General features: G+C 67.7%; 13 protein-coding genes. 5 read left to right on the forward strand and 8 right to left on the reverse strand.

The features are described from left to right. Positions 1-10 precede the first annotated feature (10 nt). Positions 11-817, forward strand: a complete 807-nt coding sequence (locus BLR29_RS12450) for a phosphate/phosphite/phosphonate ABC transporter substrate-binding protein (protein WP_092137251.1) — start codon at positions 11-13, stop codon at positions 815-817. Here BLR29_RS12450 and BLR29_RS12455 read toward each other — a convergent pair whose 3' ends face one another. The 3 genes from BLR29_RS12455 to BLR29_RS12465 form a co-directional block, all read right to left on the reverse strand. Beyond that, positions 818-1,654 (reverse strand): citryl-CoA lyase, encoded by an 837-nt coding sequence (locus BLR29_RS12455; RefSeq protein ID WP_092137252.1) that lies wholly within the window; start codon positions 1,652-1,654, stop codon positions 818-820. It abuts the gene before it with no gap. Next, complete coding sequence (locus tag BLR29_RS12460) at positions 1,651-2,850, reverse strand: CaiB/BaiF CoA transferase family protein (RefSeq protein ID WP_092137253.1); 1,200 nt, start codon at positions 2,848-2,850, stop codon at positions 1,651-1,653. Before BLR29_RS12460 ends, BLR29_RS12455 begins: the two co-directional genes overlap by 4 nt. A 75-nt stretch (positions 2,851-2,925) precedes the next feature. Beyond that, a complete protein-coding gene (locus tag BLR29_RS12465) occupies positions 2,926-3,963 on the reverse strand; it encodes a Bug family tripartite tricarboxylate transporter substrate binding protein (RefSeq protein WP_092137254.1) in 1,038 nt (345 codons plus the stop codon). 252 nt (positions 3,964-4,215) lie between these two features. Here BLR29_RS12465 and BLR29_RS12470 point away from each other — a divergent pair, with 252 nt between their 5' ends. Beyond that, positions 4,216-5,466 carry an Hsp70 family protein gene (locus tag BLR29_RS12470; RefSeq protein WP_092137339.1) on the forward strand — a complete coding sequence of 417 codons (1,251 nt, stop codon included), beginning with the start codon at positions 4,216-4,218 and terminating at the stop codon, positions 5,464-5,466. Positions 5,467-5,622: 156 nt separating this feature from the next. Here the strand turns inward: BLR29_RS12470 and BLR29_RS12475 are convergent, their stop codons facing one another. From BLR29_RS12475 to BLR29_RS12495, 5 genes are all read right to left on the reverse strand, one after another. Further along, on the reverse strand, positions 5,623-6,297 hold the full coding sequence (locus BLR29_RS12475; protein ID WP_092137255.1) for a phosphorylase: 675 nt from the start codon (positions 6,295-6,297) through the stop codon (positions 5,623-5,625). A 17-nt stretch (positions 6,298-6,314) separates the two neighbouring features. After that, the gene (shc, locus tag BLR29_RS12480) at positions 6,315-8,324 is read right to left on the reverse strand and encodes a squalene--hopene cyclase (protein ID WP_092137256.1); all 2,010 of its coding nucleotides are present in this window, start codon (positions 8,322-8,324) and stop codon (positions 6,315-6,317) included. Between the two features lie 67 nt (positions 8,325-8,391). Next, positions 8,392-9,240 carry a presqualene diphosphate synthase HpnD gene (gene hpnD, locus BLR29_RS12485; protein WP_092137257.1) on the reverse strand — a complete coding sequence of 283 codons (849 nt, stop codon included), beginning with the start codon at positions 9,238-9,240 and terminating at the stop codon, positions 8,392-8,394. Between the two features lie 130 nt (positions 9,241-9,370). Continuing rightward, positions 9,371-9,901 carry a BON domain-containing protein gene (locus BLR29_RS12490; protein ID WP_369804589.1) on the reverse strand — a complete coding sequence of 177 codons (531 nt, stop codon included), beginning with the start codon at positions 9,899-9,901 and terminating at the stop codon, positions 9,371-9,373. Positions 9,902-10,065: 164 nt separating this feature from the next. Continuing rightward, entirely contained in the window at positions 10,066-10,269 is a 204-nt protein-coding gene (locus BLR29_RS12495; RefSeq protein WP_039009350.1) for a cold-shock protein, read from the reverse strand. Positions 10,270-11,212: 943 nt separating this feature from the next. Between BLR29_RS12495 and BLR29_RS12500 the strand changes: the two genes are divergently transcribed. Genes BLR29_RS12500 through BLR29_RS12510 form a run of 3 tightly spaced genes read left to right on the forward strand, consistent with a single transcriptional unit; the run spans position 11,213 to position 18,857 of the window. Next, on the forward strand, positions 11,213-14,101 hold the full coding sequence (locus BLR29_RS12500; RefSeq protein ID WP_369804590.1) for a bifunctional glycoside hydrolase 114/ polysaccharide deacetylase family protein: 2,889 nt from the start codon (positions 11,213-11,215) through the stop codon (positions 14,099-14,101). After that, positions 14,064-18,275 carry a tetratricopeptide repeat protein gene (locus BLR29_RS12505; protein ID WP_092137258.1) on the forward strand — a complete coding sequence of 1,404 codons (4,212 nt, stop codon included), beginning with the start codon at positions 14,064-14,066 and terminating at the stop codon, positions 18,273-18,275. Before BLR29_RS12500 ends, BLR29_RS12505 begins: the two co-directional genes overlap by 38 nt. Positions 18,276-18,308: 33 nt before the next feature. After that, complete coding sequence (locus tag BLR29_RS12510; protein WP_092137259.1) at positions 18,309-18,857, forward strand: penicillin-binding protein activator LpoB; 549 nt, start codon at positions 18,309-18,311, stop codon at positions 18,855-18,857. The last annotated feature ends 12 nt before the right edge of the window (positions 18,858-18,869 follow it).

An 18,869-nucleotide genomic window follows, 5' to 3' on the forward strand; every position in this document is an offset into this window, starting at 1 on the left:
GGGGCTGCGCATGGTTGCCGGCATTGCCTCGTTCCGCATGTACAACGCCACGCCGGCGGTGGCCGCCGCGTGGCGACGGCTGTTCGTCCAGGTCTTTGCCGACCTGGACTGGCCGGTGCAGGTGGTGCCGCACGCGTGGCCGGCGTCGCTGACGGTGCTCTGGCAGCGGCGCGACCTGGTCTGCGGCTTCATGTGCGGACTGCCTTTCGCGCAGGGGGGGGCACCCGTGGTGCCGCTAGTGGCGCCGGTGCCCGCGCCGGCGGTGTACGAGGGCCTCGCGCGCTATCGCAGCGAACTGCTGGTGCGCAGCGAATGCGGATGGCGCACGCTGGAAGAGACCTTCGGCCATCGCTTTGGCTGGATGGTGCCGCATTCGCAATCGGGCTATCAATCCGCCCGGCTGCTGCTTGCCGATCATGCAAAGGATGGGCGGGCGCTGTTCTCGGCGTCCGTGGGACCGCTCGATACGCCGATGCGCGTGCTGACGGCGCTGCAGGAGCGGCAGATCGATGTCACGGCGCTCGACAGCTATTTCCTCGATCTGGTGCGGCGCCACGAGCCGGTGATGCTGGCGGGGCTGGAGACGATCGCCACCACACCGTGGACACCAATTCCGTTGCTGGTGGCATCGGATGGCTTGCCGGAGGCAGATCTTGCGCGCCTGCGCGACAAGCTGTGCGGCTTGCATGATGACCCACGCTACGCGCCGTGGCTGGATGCCGTGCTGGTCAGCCGCTTTGCGGTGCCGGATGTACGCGCCTATGACACCCTGCCGCCCGCGGCTGCAGGGGCAGGGCACTATCCGGAAATCCGCTGATCAGTCCTGCGGCGGCACGTCCCGTTGCGGCTGGCCGTCGTACGTCCAGATGTACTGGCGCGGGATCGGCCCCTTGTTGCGGCCGCCTTGCTGCGTTTGCTCCCAGGCATGGGACAGGATCCCGACCGAGCGCGACAGGCAGAACAGGCCGCGTGCCAGCGGTGCCGGGAAACCCAGCTCGGCGTAGATGACGGCCGTGGCGCCGTCGATATTCATCGGAATCGGCTTGGCGCGGCCTGCGCCCAGCGCCTGCTCCACGGCGCGGGCGATGTTCGCGTAGCGCCCCGATACCACGCCATCGGCAGCCGCCTGGTCCACCAGCGCCAGCAGGCGCGGCGCGCGCGGATCGAGCGGATGGAAGCGATGCCCGAAGCCCGAGACAAACTTGCCGTGCAGGTCGCGATAGTCGCGCAGCGCGGCGTCCACGGCATCGGCCTGCGTTGCGCCCGCATCGATGCGGCGTGCGATGTCCTGATACAGCTCCACCGCCTGCTCGCCCGCGCCACCGTGCACGTCGCCGAGCACGTTGACGGCGGACGCCATCGCATTGTTCAGGCCCACGCCGCACGTCGCCGCCATGCGGGCGATGGCGATGCTAGGCGCTTGCGGGCCGTGGTCCACCGCGGCCATCAGCGCCGCATCCAGCAACTCGCCTTCGCGCTTCGCGGGTAGCTCGCCGCGCAGCATCAGCCAGATCATCTGCGCAAAGGACACGTTGCCGATCAGTTGCTCGATCGGATAGCCGCGATACCGGATCTCGCCCGGCTTCATATCGATGATCTCGGTGCGCCACCAGTCCTGGGAGGCCTGCTGGCCGGCGTCAATGGCTTCGCTCATAGTGCGCGCTCCTGTTTCATGGTCTCGATGTCGGCCGCGCCGTAACCCAGCTCGGCAAGGATCTCGTTGGTGTGCTGGCCTAGTTCGGGCGGCGGCGTATCGACCGACGGCGCTTCATGGTTGACCTTGAAGCCCGTGCGCACCAGCCGGATGTCGCGGCCCACGCCGGGCACGTTGGCAAAGTGGCCGATCATGCCGCGGTCGCGCACCTGCGGATGCGCGAGCGTATCCGGCACGTTCAGGACCGGACCCGCCGGCACGCCGGCCTCGTTCAGCAGTTGCCACCATTCGGTGGCGGATTTCGTGGCCAGCTCGGCTTCCAGCGCGGCCGTCAGCGCGGCCCGGTTGGCCAGCCGCGCCTGGCGATCCGCGAAGCGCGGGTCGGTGGCCAGCTCCGGACGGCCCACCACGCGGCACACGGCCTCGAACTGCTCCTGCTTGTTGGCCGCGATGTTCAGCGGGCCATCGCCCGTGCGGAACGTGCCGGAGGGGCTCGCGGTCATGTTCTCGTTGCCCATGGGGCTCGGCGCCTTGCCCGCGATCAGGTGGTTGGAGACTACCCATCCCATCGTGGCCAGCGTGGCCTCCAGCATCGAGACGTCGAGGAAATAGCCTTCGGTGCGTTCGGTGTCGGCCAGCGACGCGGCAATCGCGAACGCCGCCGTGATGCCGCCGATCGTGTCCGATACCGGATAGCCCACGCGATACGGCGCGGTTTCCGCATCGCCGGTGATGCTCATCACGCCGGACATGCCCTGGATGATCTGGTCATACGCCGGCAGGTCGGAGAGCGGACCGTCCTGCCCGAAACCCGAGATCGCGCAGTAGATCAGGCGTGGATTGACCTGCTTCAGTTCTTCGTAGCCCAGCCCGAGTCGCGTCATCACGCCGGGGCGGAAGTTTTCCACCACCACGTCGGCGCTCTGCACGAGCTTGCGGAAGACTTCCTTGCCGCGCGCATGCTTGAAGTTGATCGTGATCGACCGCTTGCCCGGGTTCTGGGCCAGGAACGAGACCCCCATCAGGCGCTTGTTCAGGTCGGCATCGGCGCCAAGCTGGCGGGCCAGGTCGCCGGTGCCGGGGGTTTCCACCTTGATGACCTCGGCGCCCATATGCGCCAGCTGGTGGCAGCAGAAGGGGCCGGCCAGCACGTTGGTGAGATCGAGCACGCGGATATTGCGTAGCGGCTTTTGCATGAGGGTCCTGCCTTGATGCGGATGTGGGGCTGACCCGGCGCCTGGTCTGGCGCCGGTCTCGCGCTGCGCTGCCAATTACTCGGCCTTGGCGCCGGATTCGCGCACGATGGCACCCCAGCGCGTGTTCTCGCTCTTGATGAACGCCGCCAGGTCCGTCGGCGAGCCGCCGCGCGCCTCGCTGCCTTCCTCGCGCAGCTTGGTCACGGTGTCCGGTTGCGCCAGCGCCTTGTTGACCTCCGCGTTGAGGCGCTTGATCACATCGGCCGGGGTGCCGGCCGGCGCCACCAGCGCCTTCCAGTCCTCGGCCTGGAAGCCAGCATAGCCCTGTTCCGCCACGGTCGGCACGTTGGGCAGCAGCGCCAGGCGCTTGGCCGACGTCACCGCCAGCGCGCGCAGCTTGCCGGCCTTGAGCATCGGCATGGCGATGGGCGGCGTGGCGAAGTAGAAGTCGGTCTGGCCGCCCATCAGGTCGGTCAGCGCGGGCGATGCGCCCTTGTAAGGCACGTGCAGCGCCTTGATGCCGGCGCGGCGCTGGAACATCTCGCCGGTCAGGTGGCCCACGGTGCCGGTGCCGGCCGATGCCATCGACAGTTGCTTGGCCTTGCCGGCAGCCACCAGCTCGGCCAGCGTCTTGAACGGCGAATCCTGGCGCACGATCACCACAACAGGCTGGGCGGACACCAGCACCACCGGCGTGAAGTCCTTCACGGCGTCATAGGGCATCTTGGGATAGAGCGACGGGTTGATCGCCAGGTTGGCGGTCTGGCCCATGCCGATCGTGTAGCCATCCGCACGCGCCTTGGCCACGCTGTCCAGCCCGATGTTGCCGCCGGCACCGGCGCGGTTTTCCACGACGATGGTCCAGTGCGTGGCCGCGCCCACCTTGTTGAAGACCAGCCGCGACAACACGTCCGTGCCACCCGCCGGCGGGAACGGCACCACCAGCCGCACGGGCTGGCTCGGGTAGGCGTCGGCGGCCAGCACCGGCGCGGCGCCCAGCAGGGCCGGGATGGCGGCCAGCGCGATCAGGACGCTCCGGGCGCTGACGGCATTGACAGGGCTTGCGGCCTTGAGGCCGGTGCGACGGATGGGCGAGGACAGCAGGCGGGTCATGGGGTCTCCAGGGGATTGCCGATCGTTCTTGGTATGTTCTGTAAGATGGAACAACGGTCTTAAAGAAGGAACACGAGAAGAATAGGAGCGGATGCCGGGGGATGTCAAGTCGATGGGAGGGGAGCGACGTGGCGGCAACATGGCGGCAGGCGGGCAAGGCGGTTGCATCGGTCTGCCGTGCGGCTCCACTACAATGGCGGCCCCGGATGGCCGCAAGGGCCGTTTCCCCCAGACAGAAAAGTGATCAAGAACATGTCCCAGGCGTGCGGCCTCGACTTCGGAACCTCCAACTCCACCATGGGCTGGCTGCGCCCCGGCCACCCCGTGCTGTTACCGCTGGAAGACGACAAGGTGACCCTGCCGTCGGTCATCTTCTTCCACGCGGAAGACCCGCTGGTCAGCTACGGCCGCGCGGCGCTGGGCGACTACCTGGCCGGCTACGAGGGCCGTCTGATGCGGTCGCTCAAGAGCCTGCTCGGCACGTCGATGATGGACGACAGCACGGAAGTCATGGGCCAGGCCATGCCGTTCCGCCAGTTGCTTGCGCACTTCATCGGCGAGCTCAAGCGCCGGGGAGAACAGGCGGCGGGCATCCCGTTCACGAAAGCCGTGCTGGGCCGGCCGGTGTTCTTCATCGACGAAGACCCGAAGGCGGACCAGCTTGCCGAAGACACGCTCGGCGAGATCGCGCGCGCCGCGGGCTTCGAGCACATCGACTTCCAGTACGAGCCGATTGCCGCCGCATTCGACTACGAGGCGGGAATCTCGGGCGAAGAGCTGGTGATGGTGGCCGATATCGGTGGCGGCACGTCGGACTTTTCGCTGGTGCGGCTGTCGCCCGAGCGCGCGAAGCGCCTCGACCGCAAGGCGGACATCCTCGCCAATGGCGGCGTGCATATCGGCGGGACCGATTTCGACCGCGCGCTGAGCCTGGCCAGCGCGATGCCGCTGCTCGGCCTGGGCAGCCAGTTGCGCAATGGCAAGGAGATGCCGTCGAGCCAGTACTTCGACCTGGCCAGCTGGCACACGATCAACCTGCTGTACACGCGCAAGGCATGGTCGCTGGTGATGGACAACTACCGCGATGCGGCCGAGACCGAAAAGCTGGATCGGCTGATCCGCCTGATCAAGGACCGCGCGGGCCACTGGCTGGCGATCCAGGTGGAAGGCGCCAAGATCGCGCTGTCCGACGACGACAAGACGTGGGTGGACCTGCATCGCATCGCGCCGGACACCCAGCTGCTGATTACGCGCGATGACTTCGACGGGGCCATCGCCAAGCTGGTGACGAAGACGGAGAACACGGTGCGCCACATGCTGTCCACCGCGGGCGTGGCGGCTGACAAGGTCGACACCATCCTGTTCACGGGCGGATCGAGTAGCGTGCCGATGCTGCGTCAGCGGCTGTCGGAGTTGCTGCCGTCGGCGCGGCGTGTGGAAGGCGATCTGTTTGGCGGGATCGGGTCCGGACTCGCGCGCGACGCGGCGCGCAAGTTCGGCTGAACCGGCACGGCCCCGGGGACGGGGTCAGTGCGCAGGGAATCGGCCATCAGAGGTCGGACGTAAGAGGTCAGACCAGACAGGCGGCAGCGATGAGGGGATGAGAGTGAGCCCGGGAAGATGAGCGCGGGCCGGGAAGATGAGAGTGAGCCCGAGGGCTCAGGCGAGGGCGGTCGCCGGCTGGGCGAGTCCTTCGCCCAGCGCCTTGCGCGCGGATACGAGAGCGGCTTTTGCCGCCGACGCGTCGCGGCCCAGGCGCAGCAGGCCGCCCAGATGGTGAGGTGCCTTCGCCAGGCCGATCAGGATCGCGCCGATATCGGTGCTGCCATCGGCAGCCATGCCCGCCACGGCCAGCGGCGGCACGGGCCGGTCCGCGGGGTCCACGACCACGCGCAGTGCCACGAACGGCACGCCGTGCGCACGCGCAACGCGGGCGGCGATATGCGATTCCATGTCCACCGCCAACGCGCCATGCGCTTCGTGCAGCGCGGCCTTGTCGGCCACGGCGGTGACGGCGGTATCGGACCCTGCCAGCAGCCCGCAGATCGCATTGGGCATCGCGCGGCGTAGTGCGGCCGTCCAGAACGGATCGGTGGAAAACGATTCGGCGCCGGCACGCACGCCGGTCGCCACGATGACGGTGCCCGGCGGCAGCGTCGGATCGAGTCCGCCGGCCACGCCGAAGCTGATCACGCCCGCATAGTCCCGCGCCAGTCGGGCTTCCAGCGCACGGGCCAGCGCGGCATCGCGATAGCCGTGCAGTGTCTCCACCCCCGGTCCGGCGGCAATGCGGGATTCGAACGACATACCGCTGACCGCCAATACCGTACGCATCGCAGGACTCCCGGGGCTCACAGGGCCCAGGTCACGGCATGGTTGCCGTCACGCCGCAGGTTGCGGAAACGCGCCAGCGCCCACAGCGGGAAGAAGCGCGAATAACCGTGGTAGCGCAGGTAGAACACGCGCGGGAAGCCCACGGCGGTGAAGTAGGGCTCGTCCCAGAAGCCATGGCTGGCCTGGGTGCGCAGCAGGTACTCGACGCCGCGCGCCACGGCCGGATGGTCGCCCACGCCGGCCGCCATCAGGCCCAGCATCGCCCATGCGGTTTGCGACGCCGTACTCGGTGCGCGCTCGTAGCCGCGGTACTCCAGCTTGTAGCTGTCGCCCGATTCACCCCAGCCACCGTCCTTGTTCTGGATGGAAAGCAGCCACGCGGCCGCACGCTTCATCTCGGGCGCATCGGCGCCGATGTCGGCGGCGTTCAGGCCGCAGAGCGCGCTCCACGTCCCATAGATATAGTTGGTGCCCCAGCGGCCAAACCAGCTGCCGTCGGCTTCCTGCTCGTCCAGCAGGTAACGCAGCGCGCGTGCGGCCGGTTCGCTGTTGGCGGGCATCTGGCCGATCTGGCAGAGCATGGCCAGGCAGCGTGCGGAGACATCCGACGTGGGCGGGTCCAGCAGCGCGCCGTGATCGGCAAACGGAATGTTGTTCAGGTAGAGGTGGGTGTTCTCGGGCTCGAACGCGCCCCAGCCGCCATTGCCGCTCTGCATGCCGACGACCCATTCGCAGGCGCGCGATACGGCTTCGTCGTAGCGGTGGGAGCGGTCGCCGCGATCGGCGCGGTCCATGGCCGCGACCACCACGGCGGTGTCGTCCACGTCAGGGTAGTGCGGGTTGGCATACTGGAACGCCCAGCCGCCGGGACGCACATTGGGACGGCGCACGATCCAGTCGCCGCGGACGTTCAGTTCCTGCAGCGGCACCAGCCAGTCCAGGCCGCGGGCGGCGGCGGCAATGGCGCGCGGCTCGCCCACTTCCAGCAGTGCGTGGCTGGCCAGCGAGGTGTCCCACACGGGCGACAGGCACGGCTGGCAGTAGGCCTCGTCGTCCCGGACGACCAGCAGCTTGTCGATCGAGCGGCGGGCGATGGCGCGCGCCGGGTCCGATTCCGGCACGCCGAGCACATCGAACATCAGCACCGAATTGACCATGGCGGGGAAGATCGCGCCCAGGCCGTCTTCGCCATTCAGGCGCTCCACGGTGAATTCGCGCGCGCGCTCGATGGCGCGGCGGCGCAGGCCGCGCGGAAACAGCGGCTCGGCCACGCGGACCACGGCGTCCAGCGCACGGAACACGCCGACCCACAGCGGGCTCTGGTGCGGCGCCCGGCGCGGCAGGCGCGTGGCCTGGCAGGGGCGCACGAACAGTTCGTCGATGCCGATCTTGCGCGGATTGCGCGCCTGCGGACGCAGGCTGTTGAGCACCAGCAGAGGCACGATCACCGTGCGGGCCCAGTACGAAACCTTCGACAGATGGAACGGGAACCACTGCGGCAGCAGCATGATTTCCACGGGCATCATCGGCACGGCCTGCCACGGCATCACGCCGTACAGCGCCAGCAGCGTGCGCGTGAAGACATTGCTGGCTTCGGCGCCGCCCATCGCATGAATGGCGGTGCGGGCGCGGCGCATATGTTCGGCCTCGGGATCGTCCCCGGCCATCTTGAGCGCGAAGTAGCCCTTCACGCTGGCGCTGATATCGGATGCACCCGCATGGAACAGCGGCCAGCCGCCGTCGGCGTTCTGGATGCGGCGCAGGTAATTGGCGATCTTGCCCTCGAGCACCAGGTCGGGTGTTTCACCGAGGTAGTGCACCATCAGGATGTATTCGGCCGGGATGGTGGCGTCGGCTTCCAGCTCGTAGACCCAGTGGCCATCGGCTTGCTGTTGGGACAGCAGGGTGTCCACGGCATGCGCGATGCCGGCGTCGAGCGGATCGGGCAGGGCGGGCTGGGCGATGCGGTTCACGCTGGCAGCCAGCGCGTCGTCTTGAGTGCGGGTGATTGTTGCGGCCTGGTTCATCAATTCGGGGGCACTTCTCTTTCTGGCGATGCGAGCGGCCGGGACCCCTCGCATCGGCGATGACATATCAGGCAATGGAGTGCCGGAGCAGGATCCACACCAGCTTTGCCTTGGGCACGCGCACGCGTGCGCGCGGGGCCTGCCAGCCACGGGCCAGCAGACGGGTCAGGATGCCGTGATAGACATCCGACATGATGCGCGGCGAGCGCACGACGCGCGCCGGGCAGCGCGCCATGATGGCAGCCGAGGCGTCGTAGTGCGCCTGGGCCTCGCGCGCCAGCGCTTTGCACACCTCGCCAATGGCGGGGTGGCGAATGACTTCGTCCGGCGTACCGACCGGGATGCCGGCGGCGGCCAGGGCCTCCGCGGGCAGGTAGAGCCGGCCGATGCCGGCGTCCTCGTCGATATCGCGCACGATATTGGTGAGCTGCAGCGCGCGGCCCAGATGGTGGGCCAGCGCGATGCCGGGCGCCTCTTCCAGGCCAAACACGCGTACGGCCAGCCGGCCGACGGCGCTGGCCACGCGGTCGCAGTAAACATCCAGCGTGGCCGCGTCCGGCGCGACGATGGTCGCCACGACGTCCATGATCATGCCGTCGATGACATCGGAAAAATCCTGCTGACGGAGATCGAACGCCTTGATCTGTTCGTCGAGCGATCGCAACGCGGCCGGCGCCATGCCGGCATAGCACGCCGCGATGTCCGCGCGCCATTGCTCCAGCGCGGCCAGACGGTCGGCGTGCTGGGTGTCGCCATCGGCGATGTCGTCCACGGCGCGGCAGAACGCGTAGATCTCGAACATGGCCTGCCGTTGTGAGGCAGGCAGGATCCGCATTGCCGCATGGAACGAACTTCCAGATGACACGGCAGGTCCGGCAAGCGGGCTGCCTGGCGTTGCGATTTCAGTTCCGGCCACGGGTTTCCTCGGCACGCTGGGGTCTCGCCGTCCTGGGCGCCGCCCGCCGGATGGCTTGGCGGGCCGGGCGGACAGTGCCGCAAGAACGGCGTGGCTTGGGGGTTTTCAGAGTCGGGCGATTATAACAACTTCAACGCGACGGGGCATTTGTGGCGGGAAGTGCATACCGCGTGTACGGAACGCCACGTGCGGGCGTCGCCGTGGTCTGGTCGATCACGCGTTCCACGTCGGCCACTTCCTTCAAGGCGGCCAGGAACGGCGCGCGGTCAAAACCGGGTGCCACGCATCCCTGGACCGTCAGCCAGCGCCCCCGCACCATGATCCACAGGGAACTGTTCTGCCAGCCCGGGAGCGTCCGGCGCAAGGTGTCCAGCCGGCGCTGCACCGCCTCCGCAATATCCTTGTCATAGCGATAGGCGTTGGCCAGGCGACAGCGGCCTTCCACATAGCAATGGTTGCCTTCCTCGATGCGGTGATGGGCGTCGCGCTTCCATTCATCTTCCGAAATGCGTGGGCCTGCCGGCTCCGGGCAATCGGAAATGGCCTGCGAGACCTGCAAGAACGGATCGTCGCCGAAGTTGCGCAGGGTCTGGGCCAGGACGATATTCGTCGCGCCGGTCATGGCGGCAAACAGGGCCGGTGCCAGGAGTCGTGAAGTCATCCGACGAGTCATCCGACGAGCCGGCCGGAAAATCTTCCGGCGCGCAGTCGGGCAGGTCCGTGAAACGTCAGCAACGCCATACATTATTGGCCTCGCACAAAGCAGAAAGCCCCGCCGGAGCGGGGCTTCCCAGGCAAGATATTGCCGGGCTATTCAGGCGGCGATCAGACTGCCTGGATCTTCGTGGCTTGTTCGCCCTTCTGGCCCATTGCCTTGACGTAGCGGACCTTCTGGCCTTCCTTCAGCGACTTGAAGCCATTGCCTTCAATCGCCGAGAAATGCGCGAACAGGTCATTGCCGCCTGCGTCCGGGGTGATGAAGCCGAAGCCCTTGGCGTCGTTGAACCACTTAACGGTACCGGTTTCCATATCTCTTTCCAACCTTGAATATCAAATGGGCGTAATTGCCCGACCTAGCATGCTGCCCACAACGAACCGGAGCAAAAACGCTTCAGGCCGGTGCACATGCGAGGACCCATTCTGCCGGTTTTTTTTCGTGTGTCAATCCGCCTATGCCCTAACGGTGTTTCGGCATGCAAACAGCAGATATTAGAGAAATCTACATCGAATCCGGATTTGTCTGACATCAGAACGGGTTACAGGCTGTTAAGAGGCGAGGCATGGCAACGAAAGTATCGATAGCCGGTACAAAAATGAATCGACGCGCCGCGTGCATACCAATCCCCGCGCAGCCGGTGGACTCATCCTCCTGTAGTCCATATGGACTATGGCTTTCGGCGGACGATGCCGGGAGAGCGCCGGCCAGCCGCAGGAGGCCTGACGGCGATGCGCGAACCCGGCGCGCGGATGTTGGCGCGACATTCCGGCTCGACATTCCAGTGCGACATTCCGTCAAGCGTTTCTGCCGCCAAGGGTTTCTCTCCATTGTCTGGACAATCGACCCGCACTCCCATTCCCGCGTCCTTTCCCGACCCGTCCCGACCCGCCTGAACGCGCGCCTGTGCATTCCAGGCGCCGGCATTGTGGCGCACGGTAGTGACTGGTATATGTCAAGCCGCGGCCGGCACAATTATTGACAATCTGTTTCAAACGAATGGCCTAGCATCCTGCCTGCTTGCCAATTGGGAAAAATCCTATAACCGGCGGCAAGGACGGCATAATGCGGGGCAGCGGGCACATGGCGGATGCGACGAGTCGCGAAGCGGTTGCGCGCCGTGGCATAACAAGAGCAGCGGAAAACAGGCCAGTGAAGCAAGTGCAACGATCAATCCGGGGACGTTTCCTTGATGCCGGCCATGTGCCGTCATTATCTGTGGCGCGTGCATGCCGATGGGCGGCAACCATTGCCGCCGTGTTCGCGTCGATCGCCGGCGTGGTGCTGGCCACGCTGACACCATCGACCGCCGCCGTGGCCCAGGTGACCGCGCCCGCATCGCCCAGCGTCGCCTTCCACTATGGCAGCACGCCGCCGGTGGACATGCTCCAGGCTTTCGATATCGCCGTGGTGGAGCCCGACAGCGGCTTCGACCCGCGCCGCGCCAATACCCCCCATACCGCCTGGTTCGCCTACGTCAGCGTGGGCGAGGTGCTGCCCGCGCGCCCCTACTTCAAGGACATCCCCAAGGCCTGGCTCACCGGCAGCAATGACGCCTGGAACGCCCGCGTGGTGGACCAGGCCGCCGACGGCTGGCCCGCATTCTATGTAGACAAGGTCATCACGCCGCTGTGGGAGCGCGGCTATCGCGGCTTCTTCCTCGATACGCTCGATTCGTACCAGCTGGTGGCCAAGACCGATGCGGACCGTGCGCGCCAGGAAGCGGGCATGGTTCGCGTGATCCGGGCGATCAAGGCCCGCTACCCGGACGCGAAGCTGCTGTTCAACCGTGGCTTCGAGATTCTTCCGCAGGTCCATGCGCTGGCCCATGGCGTGGTATTCGAGTCGCTGTTTCGTGGCTGGAACCAGAGCCAGAGCCGCTACACGGAAGTCAGCCAGCAAGACCGCGACTGGCTGCTGAACCAGGCCCGGATCATTCGCGACCAATACCGGCTGCCGGTGATCTCGATCGACTACTGTCCGCCCAGGGATCGTCGTTGCGCGCGAGAGACCGCGCGACGCATCCGGGCCCTGGGCATCACGCCCTATGTGACCGACTCCGGCCTGCAGACCGTGGGCGTGGGGCCGCTCGAAGTGCTGCCACGCCGCGTACTGATCGTGCAGGAGACCGAGCCGGGCGTGGTCATCGACAACACCGAAGGCGTGCGCTTCGTGTCGATGCCGATCAACTACCTGGGCTATCGCGTCGACTTTGCCGAGACCCGCGACCCGCTGCCGGACATCGGCCCCGACCGCTACGCCGGCGTGGTGGTGTGGTCCAACGGCAGTTTCACGCAGCAGCCGGGGCGCCTCTATGCATGGATCGAAAAGCGGATCGGGCAGGGCGTGCCGGTGGTCTTCATGAACGGGTTTGGCGCGCCGGTGACTGGTGCGCTTGCGCGTACGCTGGGCCTGAAGACCGTCAAGGGCCGGACGTCCGGGCCGGTGCAGATCCTGTCGAAGGACCCGATGATGGGCTTCGAGATGCCCGTGGCGCCGGATCGCAGCGATGCCGTGCCGGTGCAGGTGCAGGACGGCGCCGCCGATACGCGGTCGCTGATGCGCATGAGATCGGGCACGCTGACGTTCGATGCTGCCGCCATCACGCCATGGGGCGGCTATGTGACGGGCCCCTACGCGGTGCGCCAGAACACCGCCAACGCCCAGGACCGCTGGGTGGTGCAGCCGCTGGCTTTCCTGCGCGAGGCGCTGCGCCTGCCGCAAATGCCCGTGCCGGACACCACCACGGAAAGCGGCCGACGCCTGCTGACGATCCATATCGATGGCGACGGCTTTGCGTCCAGGGCCGAGATTCCCGGTGGCGGCTACTCGGGCGACGTCCTGCTTCGCGAGATCTTCGACAAATACCGCCTGCCGATGACCATGTCGGTGATCGAGGGCGAAGTCGGCAAGTCCGGCATGTATCCGAAGCTCACGCCGGAGCTCGAACCCATCGCCCGCAAGATCTTTGCGCAGCCCTATGTGGAGGTGGCCAGCCACACGTACTCGCACCCGTTCCAATGGGCGCGCACGGTGCCCGGACACGAGCATGACGCCAGGATCCAGGAGGGCGACGAGGACTTCCACCTGGCGATTCCCGGCTACAAGATGGACCTGAACCGCGAGATCGGCGGCTCCATCGACTACATCAACAAGGTGCTGGCGCCCGCGGACAAGCCGGTGAAAATGCTGCTGTGGCCCGGCGATTGCCAGGCCCCGCCGGAAGCGCTCAAGCTCACCGATCGTGCCGGCGTGCTGAACATGAACGGCGGGGACACGCTGATCACGCGCAGCAATCCCACCTGGACGGCGATTGCGCCGCTGGGCATCCACAAGGCCGACAACACCTTCCAGGTGTTCGCGACCAACCAGAACGAGAACGTCTACACCAACCTCTGGCACGGGCCGTACTACGGCTTCGAGCGCGTGATCGAGACTTACGAGCTCACGGAGAAGCCGTACCGTTTCAAGGCCGTCAACATCTACTACCACAGCTATTCGGGCACCAAGGTGGCGTCGCTGAAGGCGCTGCGCAAGGTCTACGACTACGTGGTGTCGCAGCCGCTGCTGCCGATGCATTCGACGGACTACGTGCTCAAGGTTCTCGACTGGCAAGGCATGGCCGTGGCGCGCGACCTGGGCGATGGCGCCTCGGCGGCCGGTGGTGCCGGTGGTGCCGTGGGTGCCGATGGCATCAGTGACGCGCCGGCCAGCGGTCCCTGGGTGGTGCGCGGGGACGGTAACCTGCGCAACCTGCGCTGGACCGGCGCCGGCGTGCCTGACGTGGCCACCGCGCGCGGCGTGACGGGGTCTTCCCCGGCGCCGGGCGGCGGCGTGTACGTGCACCTGGATGGCGGTGACGCGCGGTTCTCGGTGGTGCCGGCCGCCTCCCGCGCCGTGCCGGAACTGCCCGAGGCCAACGGCCTGGTCCGCGACTGGCGTCGCGATGGCAATACCACGCGTTTCGCCTTCAGTGGCTACTACAAGCCCTTCTTCCGCCTGGCCAACGCCGGCCAGTGCAGCGTGACGGTTGACGGCAAGCCCGTGGCCGGCGTGCGCGAGCGTAATACGCTGCGCATCGATATCCCCGCGGTGAATGATCCGATCCATGTCCAGCAACAAATCGAAGTCCGCTGCGCCGGCTGAGCGCGAGCGGCTGTTGCCGCCGGCGCTGGTTCTGACCTTTACCGCGATGGTGGGAGTCGGGCTGGCGCTGATGTTCCCGCGCGAGACCCTGCGCGAGCGCCTGCTCGGCCAGGGCCGCACCGTCGACGGCCTGACGGTGGCGTACCTGGAGGCGTGGTCGCGGGTGGCCCCCGACGACACGAGCTTCATGGGCGTGCTGGCGGAGCAATACGCGCGCAGCGGCCGGCTGGACGACGCCGAGGCGATGCTCGCCCGCATGCAGGCCGTGCAGGGCGCGGACCTGACCGGCCCGATCCTGCGCACGCGCATCGAGATCACGCAGCAGCGCGCCTACGCCGCGTTGCCGGACACGCCCGAGCGGGCGCAGCGCCTGGCGCTGATGTCGGAGCTGCTGAAGGAGGCCTCTGCGCCGGCCGCGCTGCGCAAGTGGTCGCTCGGCGACCTGCAGGCGCTGGCCACGCAGTCGCGCCAGATCGGCGACGCCAGTGCCGCCGGCAAGCTCTACCGCGAGCTGGCCGTGCGGGACCCGGCGCATGCCGATTTCTACAACCAGCAACTGGCTGGCATCGCGCTGTCCGGTGGCAACTATCGCGATGCCGCCCGCGCGCTGTTCGAGGCGCAGGCACGCTCCAAGAACCTGTATGAACAGCGCACGCTGTTCCTGCAGGCGTTGCAGACGCTGCAAGCGGGCAATCTGCTCGACGAGGCGCTCATGGAAGCGGAGCGGCGTGGCGGCAAGTTGCTGGACGACCCCGACGTCCTGCGTTTTCTCACCAGGCTGGCGCTGGCCGCCAACAAGCCGGACGTGGCGGCGAAGTATGTCGAGCGGCTGCTGAAGCTGTCGGCCATCAAGCCGATGGACGCGACGCGGCTGGCGCAGGCGCATTTGCGGCGGGTTTCCGATACAGAGCCGTGGCTGGCGCGTGGCCATGTCTTCCTCGATGGCCCGCGCGGCCAGGCGATGCGCCAGAAGCTGGCCGATGCCGGCGAGTTCGGCGTGCGCCACGTCGCAGCCACCACCGCATCCGCACCCGCATCAGCACCCGTCGCCACTGCCACAGCCACTGCCAGGGCGCCCGCCGCCCCCAAGGCCGACAGCAGGAATGTCACGCAGTCCGAGGCGCAGGCGGCCGCCAAAACGGAGGTTGCGCAGGCCGCCGCCGAGGGCCGGCCGTTCAACGCCGACGACTACGATCTGGCGTATCGCGTGTTCCTGGCCGCGGGCAAGCTCGATCAGGCGCAGCGTGTGGCCCAGACGGCCGTGCAGAAGCTGCCGAACGAGCCCGTCTGGCGCGAGCGCCTGGCGCAGGTCTCCGAATGGAATCGCCAGCCGATGGTCGCGCTGCAAAGCTGGCTGGAGTACGCGCAGGCGACCAACGACGAGCGCGCGTGGAACAACGTCATGCGCCTGGCCCCCGGGCTGAACGATGACCGCGCCTACCTGGCCGCGCTGCGCCATCGCGCCGCCGGCGGCGACCTGAAAACCGTGGACGAAGTGGTGGCCGCCTACGAGCGGCTGGGTGAGCCCGAGGCTGGCATGGCCTTCCTCGACGGCATCGCCCACGGGCCGCACGGCCGCGAGATCATGGAGCGCAACGCCGCACTGGCCGAGCGCGCCGGCCGCGACGCCCGCGCCTTCGAACTCTATGGCCAGCTGCAGCGGCGCTATGGGCCGCGCCCGCAGTACGCGCTCAAGCGGGCCAACATGCTCTACGTCGACGGCCGCCTGACGGACGCGATGGACGCGATGCTTCCGGCGCGTGGCAGCGCGGGGCCGAAGGACTTGCTGTACTGGCGCACGTACACGGAACTGGCTCGCCTGACGCAGCGCGACGACCTGCTCAAGGATGGCTACCGGCAGATGATGATCGCCGTGGCGCAGACGCAGGACGAGCACTGCATGACGATGCCGCCGGGCGCCGCACGCAACGACTGCCTGTCCGAGCTTCGCGATGCGGAAGACCGCGATTTCTCGAACCTGATCGACTACTACAACAGGTCGCCAATCGACGCGGGCCGCATCGCCGAAGCCAGCTGGCGGAAGCACGGCAAGCGCGAACAGCTGGAACTGGCCGTGTACTACTACACGCGCGCCCACGCCTATGTGCGCATCGAACGCTTGCTCGCCAGCCTGACGCCCGAGCAGAAGCGCGAGGCCGAGTCGTCGGCCGCGTTCATGATGCGCCGTGCCGAATTCTGGCGCCTGACGGGTGATCGCGAGCGTGCGCTGGCCGACCTGCGCCACGCCGCCAGCCTGCCGGACGCCGACAGCGAGACCTATGCCGCGCTGCTGTGGGCGCTGATCGACATGGGCACCGACAGCGAAGTGCGCGCAGTCATGCGGCGCCTGCACAACGAGGCCGAGGACGATCCGGGCCTGTGGGGTGCCTACGCGGCGGGCGCCATGCGCTTCCAGGACGGTCGCACCGCGCTGCACTACCTGCGCAAGATGCAGCAAGGCAAGAGCGCGGACCCCCTGTGGCTGGGCCTGATCGCGGACGCCTATGAGGCGATCGGCGAGACGTCGATGGCGTGGCGCATCCGCAAGCAGGCGTGGATCGACCTGCATCACGCATGGTCGACGTCGGGCCTGCGGGGTGCGGAAGCGCGCCACACCGGCGAAGACGAGGAAGATGCCCAGCCTGACGACGAGGAAGGCGAGCAGGGCGCTCCCGCGCGCACCGACTTGCGCCGACAGGTGGTGGCGCTGGGGCAGGTGTTCGCATCGGGCGACGTGTCGCGCCAGTTGGTGATCGAGATGCTGCGCCGCGACCGCGCGGAAGTGGCGGCGCGGCGCCTGACGCCGCCCGACCCGAATGCGGCCTCGCAACTGGGCGAAGTGCCGGGCCTGCCGCCGCTGGTGGTGCCTCCGCAGGCCGAGCTGAGCGAGCGCGAACGCCGCCGCCAGCGCCAGATTTCGGCGGCCAGCCGCGAGGTGGCGCTGGCCTGGGCGATGTCGTCGGAATCGAACGAACTCGCGCGCGCCTGGCTGGCGCGCCAGTATGTGCGCACGCTGCAGCGCCCCGCGTACGCCGAGATCTCGATCGCGCTCGACAACAACGATCTCGAGGCACTGGACCGCATCATGGAGCGCCAGGCGGGCCGCGTGCCCGTGACGAGCCAGATCGAGGCCAACCGGCAACTTGACCGGCTGGCCGCGGCGCAGACGCAGGCCTTCGAGACGCAGGAGATGGCCCGCACCGACGACGCCCTGCAGGAGACGCTGCAGGATGCGCTGCTGACGGATGCGCAGGCCATCGAGCCGCGCGTGACGATGCAGCACCAGAAGCCGCTGGAGTACTTCGAATACAGCCTGGCCGGCGGCGCGCGCCTGTGGGACGGCTACGCGCTGAATCTGCGCGGCGTGTTCCGCGACCAGCGCACCACGGACCGCGCGCAGCTGGACAATGTGCCGGCATCGGACCGGCGCGCGGAACTGGCGCTGAGCTACCGCGATTCGCAGAAGCGCTGGGCGCTCGGCGTGGGCCGCCGCGATGGCCTGGAGTCCTTCACCACCGCGCGCCTGCAGGGCGAGTGGAACCGGGAAGGCCGGGTGTCGTTCACGACGCTGGCCGGCTATAACCAGCCGGCGGAAGAGTCATCGCAGCTGCGCGTGGGCGGCATGAAGGATGTGCTGGGGCTGGGCGCGATGTGGCGCATCGGCCTGCGCGAGTTCGTCAGCGGGCGGGTGGAGTACAGCCACTTCTACGGGCAGGATCGCAGCGCGCTGGGCCACGGCATGGTGTATGACGTAGAGGCGGGCTATCGTATCCGCACGGCGTACCCGGACTACACGGTGCGCATCGTGGGCACGCACGCCAACTACAGCACCAATGCCGGCACGCTGACGCCGCGCATGCAGCGCCTGCTGCCCGCCGATGACGATGAAGCCACGCCGGGGTTCTACATGCCGCAGGGCTTTACGCAGGCCGGCGTGCTGTTCGGCTTCGGCACCGACCTGATTGACGACTACACGCGCAAGTGGCGCCCGTTTGCTGAAGTGGGCGCGTTGCGCGACACGCGGGCGGGCCACAACTTCCGTGCCCAGCTGGGCGTGGCCGGATCGGTATTGGGCAACGACCACCTGTCGCTGTATGTCTTGCATGAAACCGCGGCCCGCAATGGCGGCACACCGCTCACCGAACTGGGCCTGCGCTATCGCTGGCTGTACTGACGACTGGATTTCAAGGTAACGAGGGGGATCGACATGAACGGGAAGACAACACGCATGGGACGGGTGGTGGCATGGTGCGGCGCGATGGGCGCGGCGCTGTGGCTGGCCGGTTGCGCGGTGACGGACGTGGGCCGCGCACCGCAGATGTCGCCGGGCGACACGGTGGCCGTGCTGCCGATCGTGAACTACACGGAGACGCCGCAGGCCGGCCTGCGTGCGGAAGCCATCGCCGAATCCCTGCTCAAGACCGGGGGCGTGGCCAACCTGAAACGCTATCCGGCGGCCCTGAACCCGGAAACGCTGTTCGAGCCGGCCGAGCGCGAGTCCGTGGGCCGCGCGCTGGAATGGGCCCGTGGCGAACGCGCCCGCTATGCGCTGACCGGCGCCGTGCAGGAATGGCGTTACAAGGTCGGCGTGGATGGCGAGCCGGCGGTTGGCATCTCGCTGCAACTGATCGACGTGGCCAGCGGCCAGGTGGTGTGGTCCGCCACGGGCAGCAACAGCGGCTGGAGCCGTGAATCGCTGTCCGGCACGGCACAGAAGCTGCTGCGCCGCCTGCTGGCGCCGCTGATGCAAGGTTGAGCGCAAAAGGAC

Origin of the sequence: Cupriavidus sp. YR651 (genome assembly GCF_900101625.1) — a bacterium.
Lineage (GTDB): Bacteria > Pseudomonadota > Gammaproteobacteria > Burkholderiales > Burkholderiaceae > Cupriavidus.